This is a genomic window from Desulfobaculum senezii (assembly GCF_054657395.1).
The window spans coordinates 127,931-151,686 of record NZ_BAAHYU010000005.1 but is presented as its reverse complement, the minus strand read 5'-3'; the positions used below and the strand labels follow the sequence as shown (position 1 = coordinate 151,686).

30 protein-coding genes are annotated in these 23,756 nt (G+C 62.8%); 4 read left to right on the top strand and 26 right to left on the bottom strand.

Annotation, left to right across the window (positions count from 1 at the left end; translation table 11 throughout):
- Positions 1–9: 9 nt before the first annotated feature.
- The 25 genes from ACYQ2T_RS17245 to ACYQ2T_RS17125 form a co-directional block, all read right to left on the bottom strand.
- Complete coding sequence (locus ACYQ2T_RS17245) at positions 10–2,022, bottom strand: hypothetical protein (protein ID WP_459902090.1); 2,013 nt, start codon at positions 2,020–2,022, stop codon at positions 10–12.
- 8 nt (positions 2,023–2,030) lie between these two features.
- Positions 2,031–2,609: a hypothetical protein gene (locus ACYQ2T_RS17240; RefSeq protein WP_459902089.1), complete on the bottom strand. Its 579-nt coding sequence runs from the start codon at positions 2,607–2,609 to the stop codon at positions 2,031–2,033.
- Positions 2,610–2,612: 3 nt separating this feature from the next.
- Positions 2,613–3,413, bottom strand: a complete 801-nt coding sequence (locus ACYQ2T_RS17235; protein WP_459902088.1) for a phage adaptor protein — start codon at positions 3,411–3,413, stop codon at positions 2,613–2,615.
- A 2-nt stretch (positions 3,414–3,415) separates the two neighbouring features.
- Positions 3,416–3,973 carry a hypothetical protein gene (locus ACYQ2T_RS17230; protein ID WP_459902087.1) on the bottom strand — a complete coding sequence of 186 codons (558 nt, stop codon included), beginning with the start codon at positions 3,971–3,973 and terminating at the stop codon, positions 3,416–3,418.
- Between the two features lie 51 nt (positions 3,974–4,024).
- Complete coding sequence (locus tag ACYQ2T_RS17225) at positions 4,025–5,059, bottom strand: N4-gp56 family major capsid protein (protein WP_459902086.1); 1,035 nt, start codon at positions 5,057–5,059, stop codon at positions 4,025–4,027.
- An 18-nt stretch (positions 5,060–5,077) separates the two neighbouring features.
- Complete coding sequence (locus ACYQ2T_RS17220; protein WP_459902085.1) at positions 5,078–6,355, bottom strand: ICP22 family protein; 1,278 nt, start codon at positions 6,353–6,355, stop codon at positions 5,078–5,080.
- 176 nt (positions 6,356–6,531) lie between these two features.
- A complete protein-coding gene (locus ACYQ2T_RS17215) occupies positions 6,532–6,762 on the bottom strand; it encodes a hypothetical protein (protein ID WP_459902084.1) in 231 nt (76 codons plus the stop codon).
- Positions 6,759–8,801, bottom strand: coding sequence for a hypothetical protein (locus tag ACYQ2T_RS17210; protein WP_459902083.1), 2,043 nt, complete (start codon positions 8,799–8,801; stop codon positions 6,759–6,761). Before ACYQ2T_RS17210 ends, ACYQ2T_RS17215 begins: the two co-directional genes overlap by 4 nt.
- Complete coding sequence (locus ACYQ2T_RS17205) at positions 8,791–9,198, bottom strand: hypothetical protein (protein ID WP_459902082.1); 408 nt, start codon at positions 9,196–9,198, stop codon at positions 8,791–8,793. Before ACYQ2T_RS17205 ends, ACYQ2T_RS17210 begins: the two co-directional genes overlap by 11 nt.
- A gap of 3 nt (positions 9,199–9,201) precedes the next feature.
- The gene (locus ACYQ2T_RS17200; protein WP_459902081.1) at positions 9,202–9,822 is read right to left on the bottom strand and encodes a hypothetical protein; all 621 of its coding nucleotides are present in this window, start codon (positions 9,820–9,822) and stop codon (positions 9,202–9,204) included.
- A 14-nt stretch (positions 9,823–9,836) separates the two neighbouring features.
- Positions 9,837–10,370 carry a hypothetical protein gene (locus ACYQ2T_RS17195; RefSeq protein ID WP_459902080.1) on the bottom strand — a complete coding sequence of 178 codons (534 nt, stop codon included), beginning with the start codon at positions 10,368–10,370 and terminating at the stop codon, positions 9,837–9,839.
- Between the two features lie 277 nt (positions 10,371–10,647).
- Positions 10,648–10,878: a type II toxin-antitoxin system Phd/YefM family antitoxin gene (locus ACYQ2T_RS17190; RefSeq protein ID WP_459902079.1), complete on the bottom strand. Its 231-nt coding sequence runs from the start codon at positions 10,876–10,878 to the stop codon at positions 10,648–10,650.
- A 95-nt stretch (positions 10,879–10,973) separates the two neighbouring features.
- Positions 10,974–12,095, bottom strand: coding sequence for a Fic family protein (locus ACYQ2T_RS17185; RefSeq protein ID WP_459902078.1), 1,122 nt, complete (start codon positions 12,093–12,095; stop codon positions 10,974–10,976).
- Positions 12,096–12,165: 70 nt separating this feature from the next.
- A complete protein-coding gene (locus ACYQ2T_RS17180) occupies positions 12,166–12,381 on the bottom strand; it encodes a hypothetical protein (RefSeq protein ID WP_459902077.1) in 216 nt (71 codons plus the stop codon).
- Complete coding sequence (locus ACYQ2T_RS17175; RefSeq protein ID WP_459902076.1) at positions 12,381–13,004, bottom strand: hypothetical protein; 624 nt, start codon at positions 13,002–13,004, stop codon at positions 12,381–12,383. The genes ACYQ2T_RS17180 and ACYQ2T_RS17175 overlap by 1 nt, the downstream gene beginning before the upstream one ends.
- A 33-nt stretch (positions 13,005–13,037) precedes the next feature.
- Positions 13,038–14,624: a phage terminase large subunit family protein gene (locus ACYQ2T_RS17170; protein ID WP_459902075.1), complete on the bottom strand. Its 1,587-nt coding sequence runs from the start codon at positions 14,622–14,624 to the stop codon at positions 13,038–13,040.
- A gap of 596 nt (positions 14,625–15,220) precedes the next feature.
- A complete protein-coding gene (locus ACYQ2T_RS17165; RefSeq protein WP_459902074.1) occupies positions 15,221–15,895 on the bottom strand; it encodes a hypothetical protein in 675 nt (224 codons plus the stop codon).
- Between the two features lie 8 nt (positions 15,896–15,903).
- Positions 15,904–17,040, bottom strand: coding sequence for a hypothetical protein (locus tag ACYQ2T_RS17160; protein ID WP_459902073.1), 1,137 nt, complete (start codon positions 17,038–17,040; stop codon positions 15,904–15,906).
- A 28-nt stretch (positions 17,041–17,068) separates the two neighbouring features.
- Positions 17,069–17,290, bottom strand: coding sequence for a hypothetical protein (locus ACYQ2T_RS17155; protein WP_459902072.1), 222 nt, complete (start codon positions 17,288–17,290; stop codon positions 17,069–17,071).
- A gap of 41 nt (positions 17,291–17,331) precedes the next feature.
- Positions 17,332–18,672 carry a replicative DNA helicase gene (locus ACYQ2T_RS17150; protein WP_459902071.1) on the bottom strand — a complete coding sequence of 447 codons (1,341 nt, stop codon included), beginning with the start codon at positions 18,670–18,672 and terminating at the stop codon, positions 17,332–17,334.
- Entirely contained in the window at positions 18,669–19,091 is a 423-nt protein-coding gene (locus tag ACYQ2T_RS17145) for a hypothetical protein (protein WP_459902070.1), read from the bottom strand. Before ACYQ2T_RS17145 ends, ACYQ2T_RS17150 begins: the two co-directional genes overlap by 4 nt.
- A complete protein-coding gene (locus tag ACYQ2T_RS17140) occupies positions 19,078–19,656 on the bottom strand; it encodes a hypothetical protein (protein ID WP_459902069.1) in 579 nt (192 codons plus the stop codon). Before ACYQ2T_RS17140 ends, ACYQ2T_RS17145 begins: the two co-directional genes overlap by 14 nt.
- Complete coding sequence (locus tag ACYQ2T_RS17135) at positions 19,653–19,874, bottom strand: DUF4258 domain-containing protein (protein ID WP_459902068.1); 222 nt, start codon at positions 19,872–19,874, stop codon at positions 19,653–19,655. The genes ACYQ2T_RS17140 and ACYQ2T_RS17135 overlap by 4 nt, the downstream gene beginning before the upstream one ends.
- Before the next feature lie 4 nt (positions 19,875–19,878).
- Positions 19,879–20,070: a hypothetical protein gene (locus ACYQ2T_RS17130; RefSeq protein WP_459902067.1), complete on the bottom strand. Its 192-nt coding sequence runs from the start codon at positions 20,068–20,070 to the stop codon at positions 19,879–19,881.
- A gap of 49 nt (positions 20,071–20,119) precedes the next feature.
- Positions 20,120–20,599 (bottom strand): phage regulatory CII family protein, encoded by a 480-nt coding sequence (locus ACYQ2T_RS17125; RefSeq protein WP_459902066.1) that lies wholly within the window; start codon positions 20,597–20,599, stop codon positions 20,120–20,122.
- A 390-nt stretch (positions 20,600–20,989) separates the two neighbouring features.
- On the opposite strand from ACYQ2T_RS17125, the gene ACYQ2T_RS17120 reads away from it, so the two are divergent.
- Positions 20,990–21,274 (top strand): hypothetical protein, encoded by a 285-nt coding sequence (locus tag ACYQ2T_RS17120; protein WP_459902065.1) that lies wholly within the window; start codon positions 20,990–20,992, stop codon positions 21,272–21,274.
- Positions 21,275–21,491: 217 nt separating this feature from the next.
- Here ACYQ2T_RS17120 and ACYQ2T_RS17115 read toward each other — a convergent pair whose 3' ends face one another.
- Positions 21,492–21,695, bottom strand: coding sequence for a hypothetical protein (locus tag ACYQ2T_RS17115; protein ID WP_459902064.1), 204 nt, complete (start codon positions 21,693–21,695; stop codon positions 21,492–21,494).
- A 242-nt stretch (positions 21,696–21,937) separates the two neighbouring features.
- Between ACYQ2T_RS17115 and ACYQ2T_RS17110 the strand changes: the two genes are divergently transcribed.
- The 3 genes from ACYQ2T_RS17110 (at position 21,938) to ACYQ2T_RS17100 (ending at position 23,631) form a co-directional block, all read left to right on the top strand.
- A complete protein-coding gene (locus ACYQ2T_RS17110; RefSeq protein ID WP_459902063.1) occupies positions 21,938–22,078 on the top strand; it encodes a hypothetical protein in 141 nt (46 codons plus the stop codon).
- The gene (locus ACYQ2T_RS17105) at positions 22,075–22,257 is read left to right on the top strand and encodes a hypothetical protein (protein WP_459902062.1); all 183 of its coding nucleotides are present in this window, start codon (positions 22,075–22,077) and stop codon (positions 22,255–22,257) included. The genes ACYQ2T_RS17110 and ACYQ2T_RS17105 overlap by 4 nt, the downstream gene beginning before the upstream one ends.
- 192 nt (positions 22,258–22,449) lie before the next feature.
- Complete coding sequence (locus ACYQ2T_RS17100) at positions 22,450–23,631, top strand: tyrosine-type recombinase/integrase (RefSeq protein ID WP_459902061.1); 1,182 nt, start codon at positions 22,450–22,452, stop codon at positions 23,629–23,631.
- Positions 23,632–23,756: the final 125 nt, after the last annotated feature.

Below are 23,756 nucleotides of genomic sequence, written 5' to 3'. Positions count from 1 at the left end.
TTCGGCCTCCTATCGCAACTGCACGCCCAAAAAGTTCAGGGCGCTGACGTCGAAGGTATTGGAGCCGGACGCGTTGATGTCGTACTGGATGCCCCCGGAAAGGTCGCAGGATGCCCAGCCGGACAGGAGCTGGGGCGCGTCGTTGGTGCGTCCGGCCACCATGCAGGCGAAATCCGCGCAGGTGTTGGCCCCGCGCAGCAGAAAGGAAAAGTTGCCGGTGCCGGCACTGCCCGAGTCCCGGCAGTTCACGTACATGAACACAGCCTTGGCGCTGGCCGGGAGCCGACCACCTGCCTCGGCCTGCACGCTGGTGTGATTCCAGCCATCGGAGCTGAAGGTGCCGCCGTAGAGCGAGGCAAAAGGCACGGGCGTTTCCAGCCACAGCACCTCGCCGGGGACGGGCTCATACGCGCCAGCGCCAAGGGAATCGGCAAGGCCCAGCATGGGACAGCACGCGCTTACGTCCCCGGACGCCTGCGCCAACACAAAGCCCACGCACACCCGCGTGGCGCCTTGCGGGATGGGGCGCGTCACCTCCAGCCACTCCCAGCTTCCCGAGCCGGAATGCTGGGCGCTCATGGTGCTGCCGCTAGAGTCTAAAATCCGCAGACAGGCGTGCCCGGCGGCGCTGGTCTTCACCCACGCACCAAGGGTAACGGTGCGGCCCCGGCAGTGCTGGGGCGGGACGTCGGCGTTCAGGACGTCCCCGGTCTGCGAGGAGTGCATGATGACGCCGTACATGGCGTTGCCGGTGACATCCTTGCGCGTGCGCTCCACCGCAAGGGAATTACTCTTGGCCCAGCCGTCCGGGCCCTTGGAGTTCGTCTCCGCGCAGTGGGGGACCATTTCGTAGGCGGTGCAAAAGTCGCAGGTGATGGGCCTATCCAGCGTGAAGCTCACATTCGGCGTCACGGCCACCACCTCAAAGGCGCGGCCCGCGTAGTCCCCGGTGACGAAGTGGACAAGGTCGCCCACGGTGATGTCGCGGGTGTTGGCCGTGGTGCACACGCCGCCCGATATGCCGTCGGCCATGCTGAGCGCCCCGCCAAAGGTCTTGGCCGTGGCGTTGCTCCACACGCCAAAGCCCGAGTTGGGCAGCAGGTTCCGTGGGCGCGCCGTGGTGCTCAAGGCCGCGGCCTGCGCCTCGTCGCGCGCGGCTTCGGCTCCAGTGCGGGCGGTGGCGGCGTCCGTGGCGCTTTGGGCGGCGTCGACGGCGGAGACAGCCGCGTTACTTTCGGACAGGCCTGCGCTCTGCGCAGAGGTTTGGGCGCTTGATGCAGACGTTGACGCGGCGTTCGCTGAGGACTGCGCCGCATCACGCGCGGCAAGGGCTTCATCCTTGGCCGTGACAGCCACATCCCGCGCCGTTTCCGCCGCGCCCTGCGCGCTTTGCGCCCCGTCTCTGGCGGCTTCGGCAAGGCTTTGGGCATCAACCGATGCGTCCCGCGCCGCCTGCGCCTCGTTTCGCGCCGTAACAGCCACGTCGCTCGCGGCCACAGCGGTATCCCGCGCCCCAAGGGCTTCCCCGGCGGACAGGGCGGCTCCGTCCTCGGCGACCTGCGCCGCGTCTCTGGCGGATTCCGCCCCGGTCCGCGCGGTTTCGGCGGCGCTTTGCGCGCTGCATGCGGCGTCGCGGGCGGCGCTGGTTTCATCGCGCGCGGCAAGGACGGCGTCCGTCACCACCTGCCCCGCGCCAATGGCCTCATAGGGGCCAATATCCGCGATATCCTCAAGGCGGCAATCACGGTTCGGCACGCCGCAGGTCACCTTCACCGGGCGGACCATGTCGCCGGTTTGGTGCACCACAAACGCCCATTCCGTGCCCCGCCGCCCCAGCTCGTTGGGGAAGACGCGCACCACGGCGACGCCGAGGGCGTCCGTGAAAACCTCCACATCCGCCGGGACCACCACGCCCTGATACACCTCGGCGGCGGTAAGGCGCGCCGTCACCAGCGCCCCCACAACAGGGGCGCCCACGGCGTCGCTGACGGTTACGGTCACGGCAACGGTGGGTACGGGCATGGCTCCTCCTATTCAAAACGCTGGGGGTGCACCATCAGCGGCTTGCGGGTGAAGGACTTGCGCAGGCGGCGCTTGGCGCGGCCCATGCTCTCGCGAAATTGCGCGCCGTAGAACTGCGCAAGGCCCGGATTGGTCCACGCCTGCCCCGGCATCACCAGCAGCGAGGCCAGCGCGCCAGCGGCAATGCCCCCGGCCCACGCCTCATGCACGGCGCGCGGGATGCCGCTGGACGTCTCCGACGGCTTAAGCGCCACCCGGCAGGTCAGCCACGCGCGGCACTCCGGCGGCCACAACAGCGACAGCACCGGCGGGGCAAAGGTAAAGCCCTGCCCCGCTTCAAGGCGCGTCTCCCCCACGGCCACGCTCACAATGCCCGCCACAAGGCTGCCGCCCTCTGGCGCGGCAATATCGTATTCCATCAACCCCGGAAGCACGCGCACGCGGTCGGCATCGGCCTGCCATATCCATGTTTCCTCGCAGAAGGTCGCGGCCGCATCGCGCAGGGCGTTTCGGGCCTGCTGGGCCGGGAGCTTGGGGCACACCGGATACAGGCGGTTAAAGAACTCATCCCACGAAACGCGCGCCATGCCTTACTCCTTGCCGGGGTTGTTGGGGGAGATGATGATGTCCGTTTGCGTCTTGATGCCAAGGCTCTGGTAAAAACTCTTTTCAAACGCGGCCGCGCGCACCGTGGATGCGCCTTCGTCCTCGCGCAGGAAGGCCATACGCAGCATCCATTCCACCACCGGCCCGGCGTAGATGTCCGGCAGGCTCAGGGCCAACGGCTCCTCAACCCACCACGCCGGGGACTGCGCGGGCGCGTTACCCACATTGTCCACCGCCAAACTGCGGAAGATAACGCCTTCAGCGCCAGCCCACTCACGGTAAAAGGCCAGCTCGCCGGCGGCGTAGGTCACGCCCTCGGCCCAGCCCAGAATCCGGGGGACGTCAGCAGGCGACACCGCGTAGCCGATTTCCACGTACACATCCGTCACGGCGGACACGGGCGGGGACACCCAAAAGCTGCGCGGGTACAGGTCGCTAAAGGCCCAGTTGTCGATGGCGGTGGCGCCCGGTCCTGCGGGCCAAGCGAGGTTGGCGGCGTCCAGCGCGGCCTTGTCCACCAGTTGGATGCTGGTCCCCGGCGTGGCGCCGTCCGCGCCCATGTTGCGCAGCACGTCGAGCAGGCGCACGCCGTCGTCTGGAATCTCCTGCAAAACGCCCGGCGCCAGCCGCACCACGGTGATGGCGGAGCTGGCATCCGGGCGCTGCAGGGCCACCTGCCGCTGCGCCGCATTCAGGTACTGGCCCCACAGCGGAACAGGAACGCCCGTCCCGCCAAGGTCGTTGTACTGCTGCTGCGCAAGGTGGATACGCTCCGCCACCAGCATGATCAGGCCCCGTCCATGCGGTTCACGATGAAGCGCGGCTCTTCGGCCGAATGGGTGACGTTGTGCTCGTCGGTCCACCACACGGTGCGCACCGCATCGCGCAGCACATTGAAGACGGGCTCCGGCACGCTGACCTGATGCTTACGCCGGATGACCCAGTTTTTACCGTTGACGGTGACGGTCACATCGCGCTTGCCGTCCTCGCCCGCGTCCTCGGCAATGATGATGGGGATGGTCCGCTCCGGGGCGGCTGGCGCAGAGGGCCGGGGCGCGGAAAGGGGCGCGAGGGCGCGCTCCTCGGCTTCGGCCTCAATCTCCGCCGCGCTCCCTTTGGCATCCTCGATGATCGCGTGTGCCTGTGCCTGCGCTGCGGCGATGATTTTCTGGGCCTGCGCCTCGGACTCGGCCAAAAGTGCTTCGGCGCTTTCCAGCGTGGCGTCGGCGTCGCCCGGTTGAGCGTCCTGTGCGGGAACGTTCTCTTCCTCTGCCAACGCCGCCACGGCCTGCTCTTCCACTGCCGCATCCTGCGGGGCCTCACCGCCAGATCGCTTCTTGCCCATAGGTACCTCGCTTGGGTCTTGGCGGCCCGGACGTCCGGGCCGCCAGCATGCTTACTTGGAGACAGCCACTTCCGCCCGCACGAACCACAGGTCCTGCAGAATCTTGGCGGCCGCCCAGGTCTTGAAGCCAGCTCCGCCCTTTTGGCCCAGCATGTCGCTTTTGGTGGACTTGGACGGGTTGTGCACGAAGGGGATGGCCGGCAGCACCGGCTCCATCTTGCCGTTGGAGTTCTTGGTCAGATGCCCGGCAAGGGACACGATGCCGTAGGCGTTCTCCGCGCAGATGAACATGGGGTAGACGTCGCAATGGGTGCCCGTGGTGGACATTTGCGAGCCATCCACAGCGCCGCCCGCATCCGTCCACGGCTCCAAAATGTCCGTGAGCAGGAAGCGGAAGATGCTCCACGCGCCAATCTCGTTGGGCCACGGCGAGGCCTGCCCGTAGTCCTCCACGTGCTTGAAGCCCGGCAGCGCCTCGATGTCCGTTTCCAGATCGGGATGCGCCAGCACCGGGTAGCAGCGGTGGATGTTCACGGTGTTGAAGTTCGGGGTGGAGTCCACGATTTCGGTCACGGGCTTGGCGCGGTTGCGCCGCATGGTCCGGCGCACGCGGCGCATCAGGTCCACGCTCACCTTCTCCGTAATGAGATCACGCGAGGCCACATCGCCGGCGCGGTGGACGTTGGTGCCGGCCTTCAGCTCGCCAAAGCGGAAGCGCTCCACCATTTCCACGTACTGCACGCCAAGCTCGCGGCAGGCGATTTTGAGCACAGGATCCTCGTGGGTGTCCTCGATGACGTCGGTGATTTCCACCACCGAGCCAAGCTGGACAAGGTCCGCGCTGACGCTGCGCTTGCTCATTTTCTGCGCCAGAGGGGTCACGCCCTCCGCCAGCGGCGTGGGCGTTGGGTCCAGCGGGTCCCAGCCGATCCAGCGGATGGTTGCGCCCTTGTTTTTGGGCATTTTCTCGGCCTGCCCGAAGGGCTCGAAGCACACATAGGGAAGGCCGTTCTTGATCATATTCGCCGACACATGAATGCCGGTGTTGTAGCCAATGTCGCCAAGTGCAGTGAGTCCGGTCGCCATAGTTCCTCCGCGTGAGCCTTACCCAAAGGCCTCCTTGAACGTTGCCACGGAGTCCTTTCGGGCCTGCGGCCGGGAGCCGGGGGAAAGGCCGCCTCCGCCACTACGCCGTGGCGCGGGCGTGGCTACCTCTGCCGCCTCGTCGGCCGCTGGATCCTTGTGTCTGTGATGCGGCGGCGTAGGCGGGGATTCCGCTTGAGCCACCGTCTGCCTGTATTCGTTCAGGACGGCGCACACCTCTTCGGCGCTGCCGCGTTCAAGGGCGGTCATCCGCGCTCCGGCCTCCCGGTAGGGCAGGCCGTCCAGCCACGTCTGCACCCCGCCAAAGAACCCGTCGAACTCGTCCTCGTGCCCGGCAATAGGCATCAGGGTCACCCCGCGCACAGGGTCGGTCTTCACCTCGGCAAAGGTCAGTCCGGCCCGGTCCACAATGCGCTGGGCGTGGTGCAGATGGCGCTCCTCTTCCCGGCGCTTTTGGGCCGTGGCCTCGCTGGTCTGCACCGTGCGCTGCAGCAGGATGCTTGCCGCGCTGGAGCCCACCACCGGCGGATCATAGTCCCGCGCCAAGTCGCGCAGGAACGCGCCGTCCGGGGAGTTTTCCATGATGAGATCCGCCCAGCCCTCGCGTCCGGTGCGCCGCGCCCAAGCGCAGAAGTCCTCCACGTCCTTTTTCTCGTCGTCAGTGAGGGCGAGCGGCGTCACATCAGCAGACGATTCGCCCTGCCTCGCGCTACCGCCGCCCTTTTTCAGCGCCTCCAGCTCCTGACGGAGCCGCTCGCTTTCGGAGCGGGCAAGTTCCAAGCGGCGTTCCATGGAGCTGCGGTACGAGGAGTATTTCTGCTTCCAGTCCGGTTCCGGGGCGGTGGCGTCATTTGCGGAGTCTTCTGCGGGAGCTTCCGAGCCAGTGTCGCCGCCAGAATCCGTGCCTGATTCCGGCGCGCCCTGCCTCTCGGCTTGCGCGCCGGGGGCGTCGTCCTTTGTGCCGGGGGCGTCGGCGCCTTTGGCTTGAGACTGGTCCGGCGCTACGGCGCTCGCTTCATCTGGGGCCTTCGAGGCGGAATCGCCGCCGCCTGCGGGGTTGTCCTGCCCGCCCTGCTTCTGGTCAGTGCCGGGGGCGTCCTCCGCCGGGGTACCCTGCGCCTCTGCACCGGGATCATCCACTGAGGAGGATGGCCCGTCCTGTGGTGCGCTCCCCTGCGCGGGAAAACCGCCGCCGTCGGGGACTTCGGGAGCGCCGAAAGCCTGACCGCCCTGCCCAAACGCCTCTGCAAACACGTCGAGTTCTGACTTTTCGCCCATGCCGTCCTCCTGTGACCGGGCCGCTCTACGCGGGGGCCGGTCCTCTCGTGGCGTGGTGAAACGGGGCCGCTTGTGGCGGCGCGCTACGCGGCTAGTGGGCGTGGCCTTGGCCTGTAGCCACGGAGCCATCAATCCGCGCATGCGCCGCCCGCTGCGGGCGTTTCACCGGGTGCCTGTTAGCTGTATGCGCCGTCCCTTTTGGGTTTTCGCTCCTGTTCCAGCCGCGCCGCCACCTCGCGCAGGGCCTTTATGCCGCCCTGAATCTCCCGCACGCGGGCAAGGGGCGCGGACTCCAGCTCCCGCGACAGCGCGGCAGCCTTCGCCCGGAAGGCTGCCAAAATCGCCCGCCCCGCCGGGGTGTCCGCATGCTCTCGCGCGGCGTCTACGGCGTCTTTGAAGGGCATCATGCCGCCTCCACATTGTGCGTTTGCGCGGCCGTGGTCCGAAGCAGCAGAGCCAGGGCTTCCTCGGCCTTTTCCGGGCCGAATTTCTCTTCCACTGCTTCAAGCACGGCCTCCACCTGCGCCCGCGCCGCATGACGCGCCTGCTCCACCTGCCACTCGGCGAATTCCTCGTCCGTGCGCAGCAGGTCGGCGGAGACGTCCAGCTTGCGAAAGATTTCCGCGAGGAGGTCGCGCTCCTTGGTCATGCCCGCAAAGCGCGGGCGCTCGCTGAGTTCTGCGGCCTTGATGAGCTTTTCCCCGTGGATTTCCTTGGCGATGAGCGCGCTCGAACCTTTGGCGACAACGTCGGCGTCGCACATGATTTCGGGCTTGTGGGAGAACTGCATATTCCAGTGATAGAGGGCCTTGACGAAGGGAGAGGTGATGCAGTCGTCGTAGGTGCGGACCAGTTCCTTGAGGTTGATCTGGAGCGCGCCCATCAGCATGGACAGGCCAGAGGCGGTTTCGCCAGCGCCCTTGACGCGGCGGCCGCTGCCCTGCGCGAACGAAGGCGTGGTGACCTCGTCCGCAAAAAGTTGCATGAGCTTGACAATGTGCAGGTAATGCTCGGTATTGGCGGGGATAAGCCACATTTTGATGGCCTTTTCCACGTCCTCGACGTTCTCGAACAAGAACACCCGGCCGTTGTGGATGTCCTGCGGGTCGTCGTCGCGGCAGGCCTGCTCGTTGATGCCGAACATCACGCCGCTGATGGCGGCTTGGTCCAGCATCTTGCGCACGGCGGCGTTCAGGGCGGCCTGCGGGTCGCGCATAACGCGCGGCACGCCCTCGCCAAAGATGCTGCTTTCGTCCTTCTCGTAGTACCAAAGGTAGTATGGCAGGCGGACGCCGCGCAGCGGGCTGACCACGGCCTTGATGATGGTGGATTCGCCAAGCATCCAGACGTTGGACATGTACTCCCGCCCCCGCACGTGCTGGCGCAGCGCGTCGGCCTCCTCCTGCGCGGTGAATGCCGTCTTTTGCGCCGCCAACCGGAGCACAACGCCCTGCCGCTCCGACTCGGGCAGAAGTCTGTCCACAGGCACGCCCGCGTCCAGCAGGTCCGCCCCGGAGAGGAAGCCCCAGCGCTCGCGCACGCGGTAGCGGTGCGTCAGGTCGCGCGGCACTTCGGCGTGTTGGTCCAGCCCGCGCAGGTCACGCTCGAAGGGCTCCAGCGTGGCGTCGCCCTCGGGGAACTGGCACAAATAGTCGCGGATGACCGCGCCGTTGAACGAGGTACGCTGGGCAAGGGCCTCCATGTCCGCCTTGAGGAGCAGGCTCGTTTCCCAGACGAACCGGGCGTCCTTGATGTTCACGCAGTCCATGTCCGGGTAGAAGTTCCAGATCAAAACGTCCGTGAAATACGGCAACAGCTCGCCGGTCTCGACCTCGCTCAGATCCCACGACTGCAGGATATCCAGCGCGCCGCCCTCGCCCGCGCCATCCAGAAACACCCAGCGCATCTCGCTGCGGCGCTCCACAAGCGGGCCCTTGAGGATGCCGAGGCCATAGATAAGCCCGCTCTTGAGGACGCTGCGGTTGACGCTGCGGTAGCCACGGCGGCTTGGTCCCTCCGCCAGTTGGTCCTTCATCTTAAGCGTCATGGCTGCGGCGGCCTGTTCGGCGATTTTGGGCGCGATGGCTTCAAGGTCCGCGTCGGCGGGGACATCCTGATGGGCGACCTCGGCGAGGTAGCGCCGCACCCACGCGGGGTGGGGCTTTGGCGTTGGCGCAATGGCCCAGTTTGCCTCGCCCGTGCTCGGGAACAGCAGGTCCAGCAGGCGGGCAAGGATGACGTCGCACTTGATTTTGGTCAGGCGCATGAAGGCGCGGGAGCGCTTGGCGCCAAGGCGCGCCTCAATATCCGGGTCATAGCGGCCCTTGTACTGGCGCGCGTCCTCCAGCCACACGGATTCCATGTGCTGCTGGCGGCGGTCGCGGACGTCGGCAAACTCCGTCCACAGCGTACCCGCAAGGCGGCTGAGCGGCGTGCTACTGGTCACGGTGCACCTCCGAAACCGCTGCGGGCTGGGCAAAAGCGTCCTGCACCTGCGTATGTACATAGGCGCCCACCGCCACCTGCAGCAGAAACAGCGCGACAATGGCCCCGCCAAGCCACAAATTCACCTGATTCGACATTCGGGACATATGCCGATTGAGCTGCAGCAGGCACTCGTCCACATGCTGGCGCTCAGCGTGAAACCGCGCGTCCGTGCGGTTGCGCTCCTCTTCGATGCGCTCGTGCAGACGCCGGACATTGGCGCTGGCGCTGCGGTCAGCTTCGGCGAGGGCGTCCTTAATCTCGGCAAAGCCCGCGCGGACAAGGTCTTTCAGTTCGTCCTGTCCGCGTTCGAGGGCTTTGACCGTGGCGTCGTGCGCTGCGCAGGTTCCGTCCACCATGCCCTACTCCGCTCCAACCGCCGCGATCGCGAGGCGTTGCTTCGCCAGATGGATGCGCACAAGGGCGCGGTCACAGGCGCTGATTGGGAGCGGGGATTCCAGCTGGGGCAGGAGATCTGCCACAAGGAAAACCTGTGTCCCGGCGCGGGCATTCGCGTCAGCAACACGTTCCATCACAAAGCTGACCAGCTCGCTGTAGCTCCCGGCCTGCGCCAGAAAAGCCTCGATGGTGTCGATGACGGCCAGTGCCTCTTGCGCGGTGTAGAGCTCCGCCTTCACTGCGGCGGCGTTCGCCACAATAAGCAGGCCCGACGCGGCGCGCGGATCCGGCATCTTCTCCAAAATCAGCGAAGGCTGGCCCTCGCACGGCGCAGGCGGCGTGTAGGCGGGAGCAGTCTGCGTGGCGCAGGCCGCAAGGAACATGGCGCACAGCGGCAGCGGAAGAAGTAGCACCTTGAGCTTGCGGCCCGTGGCGGCGCCCAGTGCGGCCTTGGCGCCCGTCACCAGCAGGTCGTCCCACTTGCAGGGCGTGGCGGCCACCACCTTGTCCACCACCAGCGTCCCTAGCGCGATAATCTCCCAATTAGCCTTCAAAAACCCAAGAATCACGGTAAGCGTCCCCATACGATCCTCCGGGGCTACATATTCAGGCTCCGCAGCATCTCGGCAATGCCAAGCCACGGCGCCACATGCTCGTACCTATCGAAGCTGCACAGGTACTGCCCCCACGCATCGCGCACCCAATAGAGCCGGCGCCCGTTGTCGCGGGGACGAAGATCGATATGCCAAAACGGCCGCATGCGCTTGCGCCCGCGCCGGGTGCAGAAGCCAATGGGATAAAACCCAATGGCCCCAACGCCCTCTCGCGCGGCGATATGCGCAAACTGCCGCTCAAAACTCAGGGGGCGACCGCCCGGTGCATCCCCAAAGCGGAAGTCCACAGCAAGCGCCCTCTCGCGGCCCGGTATGTCTGGGAAAACGTAATGGTAGGATTTTGGGGAATGCCCCTCAGTGGCGTAGGAGCACATGACGATAAACGGCGCGCCGGAAGCCTCGCGGATAGCGTTGGCCTCATAGATCAAGGCCGGAGCCACCACCTCAACCCGAGGCCCCCACTCTCCGGGCACAAAATGCGGAGCCAAACTCCAGTCCACCGCATCACCATGCACCATCCCAAAACCCCGCTCCCGCAGCCCGCCTTGCCAGCCAAACGCCAACAAAAAAGCCGGGCTGATTTTTCAGCTCGGCTATAACACGGGGTTTTGGGAAGGGACGTGCCAGGGAGGTACCAGGGATGCACCAGGGCGGTGCCAGGGAGGGGGTTGACAGGGTGGAGCACGGCGCCTTGAAACGGCTTCAAAAGGCGTCTCGCGGGATTGGTCTATGCGGCTTTTCACTGCAAAGTGTCTTCTTCTGTCAACGCAGCACGTTCTTGAAATCCATACCTTCCTATTTATCGCGCTCAGCAGAAAGAATACTTTTGCGCAACCGTCCTGCATTCTCTGGGCTATCGAGAAGACAGGCAGTTTCGATAATGCTGTTATAGTCTTCCTGAGACATCAAAACTACAGATCGCCCGTTTTGCCGCGTAATGATTACCGGCTCATGCGTGTCGCACACCAAATCCATCGTCGATGACAAATTCTTTTTCGCTTCAGAGTATGTGACTACTTTGGGCACTTTGCCCTCCTTTGCATTCATACTGCTCAAAATAAAAAACGACGAAAGAGCAAACCGGACTCTCATAACCGCGCCCCATTCACCGACTTGCCACCTCACCACACCAAATCATACGCCACGCTCCGCCCCTTTTTGGCGCGCTGTGAGAGGATGCCCTTTTCCACCAAATCCGTGATTTCGCGGTAGGCTGTGGCGCGGGAGGCTTTGGTCATGCCGCTGTATTTGCGGTTTGTCAGGCCCCCTTCAAAGCCGCCCCCGAGGTGCTCCGGCCCTGCGTCGAGGAGTCTGTTGACGACTTTGCGTTGGCGGTCCGTCAGCGGGGTTGCGGCGTGCTTGCGCCAAAACTCTGCCTTGAGAAGCACGCGGGCCATGGTTTGGCCTGCGGTTGTGACTGAAAGGCGGACCTGCTCAAGGAACCACAGCAGCCACTCGGTCACGTCGCCGTCGCCCTTTTGGGTCTGCTCCAGAACGTCGTAATACTCGTTGCGGCGGCTCATGATCTGGGCGGACAGGCTGTAATAGCGCACCGAACGCCTTTCATCCTGCGCCAAGGCCAAATCCATGAGCGTTCGGGCGATGCGGCCGTTGCCATCGTCAAAGGGGTGGATGGTCACAAAACGCAGGTGCGCCAGCCCGGCCCGAAGCACTCCGTCCAGCCCCTGGCGGCTCTGCTCCCACCAAGACACAAAGGACGCCATCTCGTGCTCCAATGCATCAGGACGCGGGGCCACATAGTGGACCTTGGGCCGGTTGATTGGCCCAGACACCACCTCCATATGCTCGTCGCGCCACGCCCCAACCACGATGCGCTTCAGGCCGGATTGCCCGGTCGGGAATAATGCGGCGTGCCAGGAGCAGATGCGCTCCAGCGTGAGCGGCTGTTCATAGTTTCGTGTGGCGTCAAGGAGCACTTCCACCAAGCCATCCGTGGCGCGGCTGGCCGGGCGTAAACCGCCCTGCTCAAGGCCCAGATGCGTTGCCACAGACGAACGCACCATCTCGCGGTCGAGCTTTTCGCCCTCAATCGCTGCGGTTTGGATTGCGTCCTCTTCCAGTGTTTCAGCCTGCGCCGCAAGGTCGTCCTCAAAGCCGGAGCTCTCCAGCTGCGCCTGCAGTCGGCCTTGCTCCCGCCGGCACTCGGCAAGAGGTTCAAGTAGCTTCGACGAATCCCATGTTAAATCAGGCCAGTTCGCCTGTTCCCAGATATATTGAGGCATTTACGGCTCCTAATCGCTTCACCATTTGAAGCGATTATTACGCAGAAACGCTTCATGCGCAAGCCCGCGCTCACGACAAGCGGCATGAATCATCACATTTTGGGCTCGGGCCAAAGGCTTCGGCGTACCACTCCGTCAAATCACCGGACCACGCGCGATACACGCCCTGCGTGTCGGGATAGGCCGGACAATCCAGCTCTTTGATCCATTTCATGAGTTTCTTTTCGCCGATGCCGAAGAACTGCATGAGTTCACGCTTGCCGCTGAGCATTCTGGACTGCTGCATCAGTACCCTCCGACACTATCCGCCGGGCCTGCGGCCACGCGGCGCCGGCGGGTTGGGTTTGGGGTGGAGAATTCGAGGGCGGCCAGGGCGCAGAAGAAGGCGGCCGCTGGCGGGTGGTCGTCGAAGGCGACGCCAGTAAGGTCCGGCGGGAAGGTGGCGAGGTCGCCGGGGATGAGGCTTTCGCCGAAGTGGAGCGTTTTCTGGGTGGCGACGCGTTTGCGGACCATGGCGTTGTAGAGCGTTAGGGCGTTGCCGTCGTAGTAATGCGGGGGCGCGGTCACGCGGACTCTGGCGCCGCGCTCGCGCTCCAGCTCGCGGTTGAGTTCCCGCAGGGCGGTGTGCTCAAAGACTGACTGCGGCGCGTACCACATGGGCACCAGCCACAGCCGCGCCAGCTCCAGCGCGCACCGCAAAAGCGGCTCCGGATGCATGAAGGACTCGCCCTGCCACTGCGTCGCCTCAGTCAGGCGCCGCACATGCCGCACGCCAAAATCTGGATCCTTCGTGAGGTCCTCCCCGAGCACCACAAGGAACCCCGGCTTCCCGCGCGCCGGCCACGCAAGGCCGCCCGCCACGCGGCTGAACTGCCGCCCGTCCCCGGCCTCCAAAAAGGCCCCAGCCATTGCCGTTTCCCGCTTTGTGAGCTGCCGCATCGCTTACCCCATGTCGCAGTCGCCGTAGTAACTGCCCTCGCAGCGCCGCATGGCCACGGTCATGTAATTCATGGCGTGGCGGAAGTGATCCTCCTGCGAGAGCTTCACGTACACGTACTTTTTGCTGCCGTCGTCGCGCTCCTCCAGCTTCTTTGCGAGGTTGTTGCAGTGCGCAGCGAACGTCTCCACCACCCCGCAGTATTTGGGCAAGACCACCTGCCCTTTGAGGAGCACATGCTGGGAATCGTCGAGACTTTCGGTGCGGTTCACCGTAACAACCTGCTTGGCCTCGTTCCACGCATACCCGCCGCGCTGCTGCTCCGAGTAGAAGCAGCAAAACACCTTGCCGGGGTGCCGCTGGGCAAAGGCCCGCGCAGGGCGCATTTCCGGCTGGGCATCCACCACGCAGCACGCCACGTTGAACTCATCCATCAGGCGATCCAGTTCCTCCCAGTCGCCGTACTCTCCCAGATGCGCCACAGTGTCCGGATGCCGCCGCCCCACCACCACGTGCAGCTTGCCGCCCTGATCCACGCCCATGACGCACGGCCCCTTATCGCTCGACGCCACACCGTGCGTGCCGCAGAGCGCCAAAATCTGCTCCCGTGAGAGGCGGTTTTCCGCCTCGATGTAGGGCATGCCCAGCACGTAGTTGTGGAAGTCCCCCAGCTTCTTGGTCGTGCGGTAGCCGTGCAGAATCTCCGCCGGGCTGACAAAGGATGAGAAGAGCTGGGAATAGTGGTAGCCGCGCACCTCGGTCACGCTTGGATATTTCGCCACCCACCGCCCCTGCGTGACGTCCAGTTCGCCGTTGCGGCACTGCTGGCATAGCCGGATCACCTCCCCGTCAGCCTTCTCCCACAGCACCTCCTCCAGCGGATGCTCCTCCATGCACGTGTACTGCCCACACCTCGGGCACCGCACGTGCCAGTAGCGCTGGTCCGAAAGCTGGAATTGGCGGTCGATGCCGAAGTCCGGGATGGTCGGATTGGAGAGATAGCGCTCCCACTTGTAGTCCGAGTGGCCAAGCCGCCCTTTTGCCGCCTCTTCAACGCCTGCGGGCATGAGGTCGTACTCGTCGTACAGCACCATGTCGCATGGGTCGGAGCGCAGGCCCTCCGCTGATTTTGTGCCCCGGAAGATGAGGTTGGTGCCGCACATGCGCTTGAGGCCCACGCTGTCCGTATCGCGCATGAACGCGCCGATTTCCTCGGGGTTGTCCTCCACCAGCGGGTTCACGCGCGAGCGCACAAAGTCGCCGACGCCGGACTTGGACGGGAACAGGTACAGGATGCCCACAAACGGCATGAACCGCGCGGAGTAGAACGTGGTGAGCATGGCCTTCACGCTGTTGCCCATCTGCGCGCACTTCTCCTCCACCTGCCGGGGATGGTCGTCACGGTAGGGTTCTTCGAGGTACTCGTGCCGATCGAACGTGAACCACCCCCGGTCCAGCCGCAGCTGCTTCTGCTCCGCCCACTGCCCCACGTTTTCAGGACGCGGCCCGGTGTCGTGGTGCCCCGTGGCCTCCTGCAGCTTGTAGGTGAACTCGCTCAGGAGCCCGCCGCCGTAAAAGCCTTGCTTCATCATGCCGTCATTCCCCGCTGTGGCCGCCCGCCGCCGCTTTGTGGCTCTCGATAGCCTGCGCCGCCGCGCGCCGATTTTGCGCTCTCGTTTGCCCTGCTGTTTGGCGTCTGCCGCCGTACCCCGGCGATTTTCAGCCAGCCAAAAATCCCAGAAAATTTTGCAAGCGACACACGCCCGCCAGAGCGAAATACCCCCAGGGGGATGATGGCGCGGGTACCTCCGGCTGCGCCCCCGTACCCCCCTGCCGCTGCGCCCATTTCCGTCTCCGCGCGCCGTCCTGGCCGCATTCGCGCCCCTCGTGGCCTCCAGCGCCGGTCCGAGCCGCCTTGTGTCGGCGCGCTCCGTCCGGCTCCCGCCACATCCTCACCGTCCGTCCTAGGCGACATCCGCCCAAAATCCCCGCCCTGCGCGTAATATCGTTAGCTGCCTATTGTCTCATAATAGGCATTGTGTAAACTTTGAGCTTCCTCAATATGGCTTCGATTCTCGCGCCTTACAGCCGCCGGCTTTGGCCCTTCCGGATTCTCCGTGTTTTTCGGCCTGCAAACGCATACGCTGTGCCACCAATCCTCACCCCCGTACCCGTCAGCGCGATACGATTACTCCTGCGCGCCCGTTCCGAAATCCAAGGCGCTTCGCGCCGCATTCACCTCCACCAGCCGCTCCGTAATGCGCTTTTGCACCTCGGGCGCGGCCTTGCCGATCTCCTCCAGCACCACCGCCTGAAACTCCTGCACCTGCTTGAGGTCGTAAATTTTCGCCTTCATGGAGAAGTCCAGCTCCAACTGCTTACGCAGCTCGCCCTGCAGCTTCACGCACGCCGTCAGCAGGTCCGAACGCCCGCCAGCAAGGCGCAGCAGCTTAGCCCGCGCGCTGTAGGCCTCCTGCGTTTCGCCCTCCAGCACGGTGTGCACCAGCTCCAGAAGCAACCGCGCTTGGCGGCCAATGGAGTCCAGCTGCTCCGCCGTGGAGAGCTGGCGCTCCAGAATCCTGTTGGCTGAAAACAGGCTGACGCTGCGCGAAACCGCCGCCTCCAGGCGCTTTTTGCGGTTCGAGATGGCGGATTCCACCACGCCAAGGCAGGCGGCCACGGCCTTTTGGGAGTCCGAATACGCCAGCAGCAGGTGGAATTCATCGTCGCTGACCGTTGGGCGTTCCCCCCGTTCCCGCGCTGCCTTGCACCGCTCCAGCAGGGTCATGTAGCGTTCACGCTCGTCCATGTGTGCTTCACCCTCGTTTGTCACCTGCTCCTCGCCCTTTTCACTCTCGTTCACCGCCGCCGTCACGTGTCGCCGTGGGATTTCACCGTTTCTTCACCAAAAGAGGTCCTGCCCGGCTCCCCCTGCGTCTTCATGCGCTCCAGCTCCTCATCGCTGAATGAGCGCACATCCTTCGGCCCATCGAACGCATCCACCCCACGGCCAAAGCTTCCGCCCCGATCCTGACACCGGGCAAGCCACGCACTCACATGCTTGAGCACGCCGCGCGCTGTTTTGCGGCGTGACGGGTTGTCCACGTTCCATTGCCTGCATTTTCGGACCTCCTGCTCCACATCCACGGCGGGATAACTTTCCTTCCATTCGTCAATCTTGCTCATAAGCACTTCAAACGTTTGGTTTTTCCGATTCGTGGGGAAGGAACAAAACACGAGATCCTCACCAGGCATGGACGGTTTGGAGCGATCTGAATCGCTCCGGACACTATACGATGGAGTAGGAGAAGGAGAAGGAGAAGGAGCATTGCCACTAGCATTGCTATTAGCATTGCTGTTGGCATTGCTAGCCGCAGTGCTACTGGCAATGCTGGGCGCTATGCTACTGGCAGTGCTACTGGCATTGCTGGTAGCATTGCTATTGGCATTGCTGGTGGCATTGCTAACAGCATTGCGCGCAGCATTCCGTTTGCCCTTTTTGTCGCTCCACCGCCGCGCCGCGTTGCGGCTGGCGCGCTTGGTTCGTTCGTAGGCTCTGGCCGCGTAGGCGTTGTGGCGCACCCAATTATGCAGTGCAAAGACGGGCTGAAAATTTTCCGCAGCGGCGGCGTCGAGGAACTCGGCCACCTCCTCCGGGCTGTCGAACCAGATATCCACTCTGGCGCGCTCCAGCGCTTCAGCGCGGGCCTCGTCTGAGTCGTACTCCTCCAGTGAGACGTCCTCGTCCAAGAGATCCACGAACCTCAACCACACAAGCGTTTCCACATACAGGTCCACGGCCGGATCTCCGGGCCGGAGCCGCGCAGCTATGAGCAGATCCTCCTTGATGCTGTTGCGGAAAATGCCGTCGCATTTGTACACGGCGGCGTGCTCCCACAGTTTCAAAAGCGCCAACACGCCATCCCCGCCATACCTCGCGTAGAGCCGGATGGTCTTTGGATGGTCGAGCATTCCGACACGCAGCCGGAAATCCTTGTTCATGGACATTCTCAAACCTCCCGTCCTCGGCGCGGGCCTAGGACTGCATGGGCCTTTCACTCCAGCGCGGCCCGTCCAGCTTGAACATCCGCCGCACGAATTCCAGATACTCGGGCGACAGGTCGCAAAACGGCCCCGGCGCCTCATCGCGAAACAGCATGCAAAAGCGCCTGTCCGTCTGCGGGGAATACGCGCAGCAGTGCGCGCAATAGCCCCACGCCTTGGCCTGATCCCGTGTCAGCCGTGGAAAACCTCCCATGGCGTCCTCCGCGCGGCGCACAATCTCTCGGCGGCTGCGCCCTAACCGCCCTTTTTCTCGTAGGGCACGTTCTCGAACCGCAGGTACTTTTTGCGGTACACCAGCCTGAACGATCCCACCGTGTTATTCCGGCCCTTGGCCACGTCCAGCTCCACCTCCACGTTGTCACCCTGGGCGTCCATGCCCTTGGTCTTCCACGGCACGATGAAGAGGATAATGTCGGCGTCCTGCTCAATGGCGCCGGACTCGCGCAGGTGCGAGAGCAGCGGACGCTTGGCCTTCTCGGATTCGCGGTTGAGCTGGGAAAGCAAAATGAGGCTGACGCCGCACTCCACGGCCGTATTTTTCAGCAGGCGGCTGGCCTCGGCGAGCTCACGCTCGCGGCTACCGCCCCGGTTCTCGGGCGTGATGAGCTGCAGGTAATCCACCGCCACCACGCGCACGCCCATACGGCTCCACCGCCGCACCTGCGCGCGCATTTCGCTTGGCCGGATGGACGGCTTGTCGGAGAAGTACAGCGGCAGCTCACGGGCGCGCTCGGCAAACTCATAAATGGCCTGCCAATCCGCGCGGGAGAATTTGCCGTCGCGAAAGCGCTGGGCATCCACAAGGCCGCCACCACACACCGCGTGTTCGCCGCCAGCCGCGCACAGCCGGTTCATGAGCAGGACGGATTGCATCTCCATGGAAAAGACGCCTACGCCGTAGCCCTGCTCCGCTGCGTGGAGCGCAAGGTTCAAGGCAAGCGCGGTCTTGCCGCCTCCCGGACGCCCGGCCACCACAAAGACCTCCCCGGGGACGAGGCCAGTCACAAGGCCGTTCAGCTTATGAAACGGCGTGCGGATCCCCGCGCCGCCGTCCTCCTGCAGGCGCTCCAGCGAGGCCACCCAATCCATGGCTAAATCGCCGGCGCTGCGCGAGGTCGACAGGCTCCGGTCCTCAAGGGCGAGGTCCAGTTTGCGTTGGGCGCCCAGGGCGAGCGCGCCAAGCTCCGCCCCCTGATCCTGCGCCCCCTGCACAAGGGATTCGGCAAGGCGGATAATGGCGCGGCGCTGAGCCCTATCCCGCACGGCGCGGGCCGCATTGGGGCCATGGACAGGCAGCGCCACCGCCTCGGCAAGGGAACCAAGGCGCGCCGGTCCGCCCACGGCGTCGAGGTCGCCAAGAGCGCCCAGCGTCTCGGACACGGACACAAGGTCCACCGGCGCGCTCTGACGCGACAGGGCCATAATGGCGGCAAAGATTTTTCCAAGGCGCTGGTCGTAGAAGTCGTCAGCGCTAATCAGCCCCGCCACTTCCTCGATGATGCCGGGGCGCATAAGGCAGGAGCCGATCACAAATTCCTCGGCCTCGATACTGTGGGGCGGCACGTTTTTCATCATTGCGGCATCCCGGCATACCCGGCGCCGGGGATATCGCCCCATCCGGCCTCGGCCAGCAGCCATTCCTGAATCTGGACATCCGTCTCGCGCATTTCAGCGTGCAGGCGCGTCATGGCGGCATCCCACCACGAGGCCTCCTCCGGGCGCCCGCTTGCGTCACAGCGCATAGCCAGCCCAAAGCACACGCTTCGCGCCCGCACCAGCTCCCGGCGGTAACGGATAAGCCCGGCAAAGGTGTGAAGCCGGCGTTGGCAGGCGTCGAGCTCCATTTGCAAAGCCAGCTTGGCCTTGGTTTCCGCGCGGGCCAAACGCTGGCGGTATGACGCCAAGGCCTGCAGGTGTGCGACCAAGGAAATCTGCCCGTCGGAATCGACGCGCACGCCGCCGGGGCCATTGACGCCGTCGTCAAACTTCTTCATGCCGTGTGTCCTCCTGTGTTGTGCATCGAAGCTGGACATAGGCCACCCAGCGGTCCAGCCGGTCACTGGCGCAGACGCAGCGCCCGCGCTCACCTTTGCAAACAAACCGCCGCAGCGGCACGCTGCCGCCCCGGTCGCGGATCATCTGCACAATGGAATCTTCGGGATAGCGCGGCTCCTCGCAGACTTCCGCCCAGAGGTTGTAGACGCGGACAAGCTCATCCAGCGGTGTCCGCCGGCGCTCGTCCCACTCGGCGATGCTGAGGGCGCGGGCAAGGAGCACTTCTGGTGATGTCGGCGGCGATTCAAGGCGTTTCAGCCGTCGCCCTGTCCGGCGTGGCCCCTCAAACGCCCGCGAAGAGGAAAGAACCACCCCACCCGGCTCGGCCCGTTGCCAGTCAAGGCAACGTCCACATGGGAGCGGCCGAAGCGGAACGTCAAAGGTAAACGCCACCACAGGCCGGTTTCGCATTGCGCGGCATTCGTCTGGAGTCAGGCGCAGGTGCAGCGCCTCGCAGTAGAAGGTGTGGCGGTCGAGCCATTCGCGTTTTTGGCGCTCCGTCATAGCCGCCTCCGGTCCACCTTGTGGCCTCGCGGCATACGCCACGCGGTGATGACGGTGTCCACGCCGTCGGTGATGACGACAATACGGCGGAGCCGATGGGCGACGCGCCCGCCAAACTGCGAGCGGCGCTTGCCGTAGAGCACCGTTTCCCTCACCTGCCGGTAGGAGATGCCGCGTTGCGCCATCCTGATCTGCGCATGCGCGCTGGCTTCCAGCATGGCGTCACTCCTCGGACCTCTCGGCGGCGGAGTCCTCCAGTTCGTCGAGCCGTTCGGCAAGGAGCGAGTTCTCCACCACCAGCTTGTCGAGGCGCTGAGACAGGCACAGGTTCCGCGAATTCACCCGCGTGATGCGGGCATTCAGCCGCAGGATGACGTCCTCAAGTTCCGCAATGCGGTCATCTTTGCTGTTCATGACTGTTCCCCCTGTTGGATGAACCACGCAAAGAAGCTCAGGCAGGCCACTACCCGCCCGTTTTCGGCACGGCGCCGCCCCCGGCCGGGCCTTGGGCCAGATGCCGGACGCGGTGATACAGCGCGAGCGTCTCTTCAATCTCGCGAATGGCCCGACGGGCCAAAGAAGCTATCTCGTCTATGGAAGCGCCCTCTTCGATGGCGCGGCAGAATTCAGCATGGGCCACATGATCGTGGACCATCTCTTCATGGATGGAGTGGCCATTGGGGACGGGGCAGGATTCGGGGAAAGCCCGAAAACCATACCGATGGCACAGGGCGTCGAGGAACGGCAGAGGTTCAAGACGATCCAAAAGGCGAAGCAATTGAACAACGTTGAGTTGCCGTTCATCGTAAGGATTCAGCTTTGCGTAAAGGGAACTGGCGGCGATTCCAACGGCATCGGCAAGCTGCCTTATCGATATGGCACCTTGGTCATGGGCTACTTTATGAAGAGCCCGCAGAACAGGTGTAGGAGCTTGTGACCGCATGATGAAACGCCCGCCATAGTTATCCTTGCTTGAAGGAGTCTTTGGGGTAGGATTTATACACCGGAGCATCTCTCCTCTTCATCTTGGCGGCGTTTCTCCGCCTCCTCCCTTTGCAGAAGCAAGAGCTCAAGCAACGTTTTCAAACGCCTTGGCAATCGTCCTGTTCTCCGAACAAAGCGATAGTGCTCTGGCGTCACGCCCGCTTGACGTGCCACCTCCGAATGGGTCCCAAACTGCCGCCTGAGCCTTCGAAAGAGTTCCGGTGTATTCATGACGTGAAATTAGAACAAATTCTTCTACTCGGTCAAGAAGAATTTAGCAATGTGGGAGTAGAATAAAATATTCTACATTAACGGTATGTATTCATCAGAGTTTTACGAAAGGGTATTCGTGCAAATGGTCGTGGAGAAGGCCCGTGAGAAGGGCCTGAACCACTCGCAGACAGCTCGGCTGATCTGGGGGGATGATCCTGCAGTTGTGGTCAAGTGGCGCAAAATCAGAAACGAATCCGCGCCCCAGTCTCTGACTGTGTCCGACTCAGCGAAAATCGCCCAAGCCCTCGGCATGAGCACTGCGTCGCTTCATTTTGAAGTAGAAGAAAAAGTTAAACTCCTCAGCAAGGGGCAGGAAGCAGAGCAGCCTCCCAATGAAAGAAAGAGGGATGCAGCAGGCTGAAGATCATAACTTCCCATCTTCATCCACCACCTACCAAAAGACAACCGCCCGGGAAAGCACAACTTCGCCTTGTTATTTCCCACAAAAAGCGTCCCCCAAAAGACTAACTCCGCCAGCACCTGATGCATGCGGCTTTTCTTGTCCGCCCCCGTCGCTTTGACAGCAGAGCACGGCAGGGTTCACACCTCTTTTGTCGGTTGTTTTATTCTGCAGCCCTTTACTTCCCTGCACTTCTTTGCACCACCCACACTTCCCCGCCCCCTTTTTTCGCAAAAATTCTTCCCGACTCATGAGTAAACATCGCCGCCAAAACATCCAGTCCAGCTGAAAGAAGAATTTCTTCTATTTTTATGTTGACCAATAGAATTATTTCTTCTAACTGTAAATCTACACGACAACCCCGCGCATCATCCTGAAGCAACGCGCGCTACGGCCGCAAAAGCAGGGGCTCGCGAACTTGTCGTGGAGATTTCGTAGGAATTGGTATCATTGTCGGGACTTGCGGAAGAGGCTTCCGCGAAGGAAAGTGGGCACGACTTAGCCAAGGGGATTCCTTCACCCGTGAGGTCGTGTGCCGCTGCGGCGGGAGCTCTTGCTGGGTGCGCACGGGCATGCGTACCCAGCACTCCCTCAAGTCCCGACGCAAACCGGGGAGGTCACACTATGACCACCACCCGCTCCATGCTGCGCGTTTCCGCACGAATCGTTCTTGAGCTCTGCCTCGCATGCCTTGCCGTGGCCGCCTGCGCCGCACTCTTCCAAGGCGTCCGCGCCCTCGGCCACCTCATCGCCGGAGGCTCATGATGCCTGTCTCGACCAAATCCCCCGACACATCCGAGCAACATCCCCACAACGCCACCACCCACTCTCCCCTGACCACCCTCGTCGACACCCTCGAACCATGGCTCTGGGCCACACTCCTCATCCTCGCCCTCGGCCTAATCTGGAAGATTGGTCACGTGCTGGAACATTCTCTGTTCTAAGCGCCAAGATGTTCCATTTTGCAGCAGGGACGGTAACAACGCCCTCTGACTCTCGCTTCATTGGCCTTGTTGTGTAGAAACCTTCACCACAACACAAAACCCAATCAAAGCAACATGTTCAACACCAGGTGGAACGGAAATACTTCACGTGGTAAAGTTTGCTTCCCCCACAAACAAGGAGGTGAACTATGCATGCTTGGTAACATCTACACACGGCAAAAGTGCCCGGTGTGCGGCGGAAGGCTTGTTCATGTCTCAAACAGAAATGGCCTGTTCTGCCCCGAACATCCGGACCAAATGGCGACAAAAAAATTCTTTGTCAGGTTTGGCAGTTCGATTAACAAACAATTCTCCACGTACGAAAAAGCTGAATACTTCCTCAATGGCCTTCGCTTCAAAAAGAACGAAGGCACCTTCGATCCACTCGACTACCGCGCAGACTCTCCATACGCATTCGACAAACTGGCCGACCTCTACCTTGATGAAAAGAAAGCCAGCGGCATGAAATCCTTTGTCGCCGTCAAGAACCACATGGCAAAGGCAAAAGCGTTCTTCGGCAACGCCAATGTCAAAGACATCAAAAAGAGGGACATCCAGCAGTTCCTGTGGTCGTTAAAGGTTTCAGACAAGACGCGATTCAACTACAGAACCACGCTGAACACCTTCTTCAAGACCTTTCTTGTGGAAGAAGAAATCATCACGCCTCATCAAGTGCCCATCATTCCCAAAGTTCACTACGAGCTCGGCTACCGCAAAATCATCGACCTCAAGACGCAGACGCTGATCATGGACGAACTGAAGAAGCAGACTTGGGAGGACAATCCGAAGGTGTGGCTTGGTGTCGATTTGCTGCGAACGTACTTGGCGCTGAGGCCTGGCGATCTTGTGAAGCTCACAGAGGATGACGTCAAAACCGATCCCGGTGTCATCGTCGTATGGAAACCAACCAAGTCGCGAGGCCGCTTCAAACGAAAAATCGTCCACCTTGTCGAAGAACACATAGAAATGGTTGCGCTCATGAAGGCCTCATTCCCGGCCATGCCTCACATGCCATTCTTCCGGCACCACAAGACTCGCCGCCACGGAATCCAAGCCAACACAGCGTTTGGACGCAATTATCTCTATGAATGCTGGAAAAGGGCGAGCAAAGCCGTCGGCGTCACCGTCGATTTATACGGGGGAACCAGACACAGCACGGCGACGGCTTTTGCCCTTGAAGCAGGGGAGGAAAACGCAAAGGCCCTCACAGGGCACGAAACCAACAAAGCCTTTTGGAGGTATTGCCAGACGGAAAACGCCAGGGCTCTAGAAATGGCCCAAAGGGTCCGGCAGATGCAGGGCAAGGTGTTGACTATGAAGCAGGCGAAAAAGTGATGAGTCACCAAGAAATCACCATCACAGGGCTCTTCTCATGACCCTAATGCATCAAAATACAACACCACCCGATAGGCGGGAAGGGAGCACAGGAAAAGGGCACAAAACACCCTGGGCAAACGATT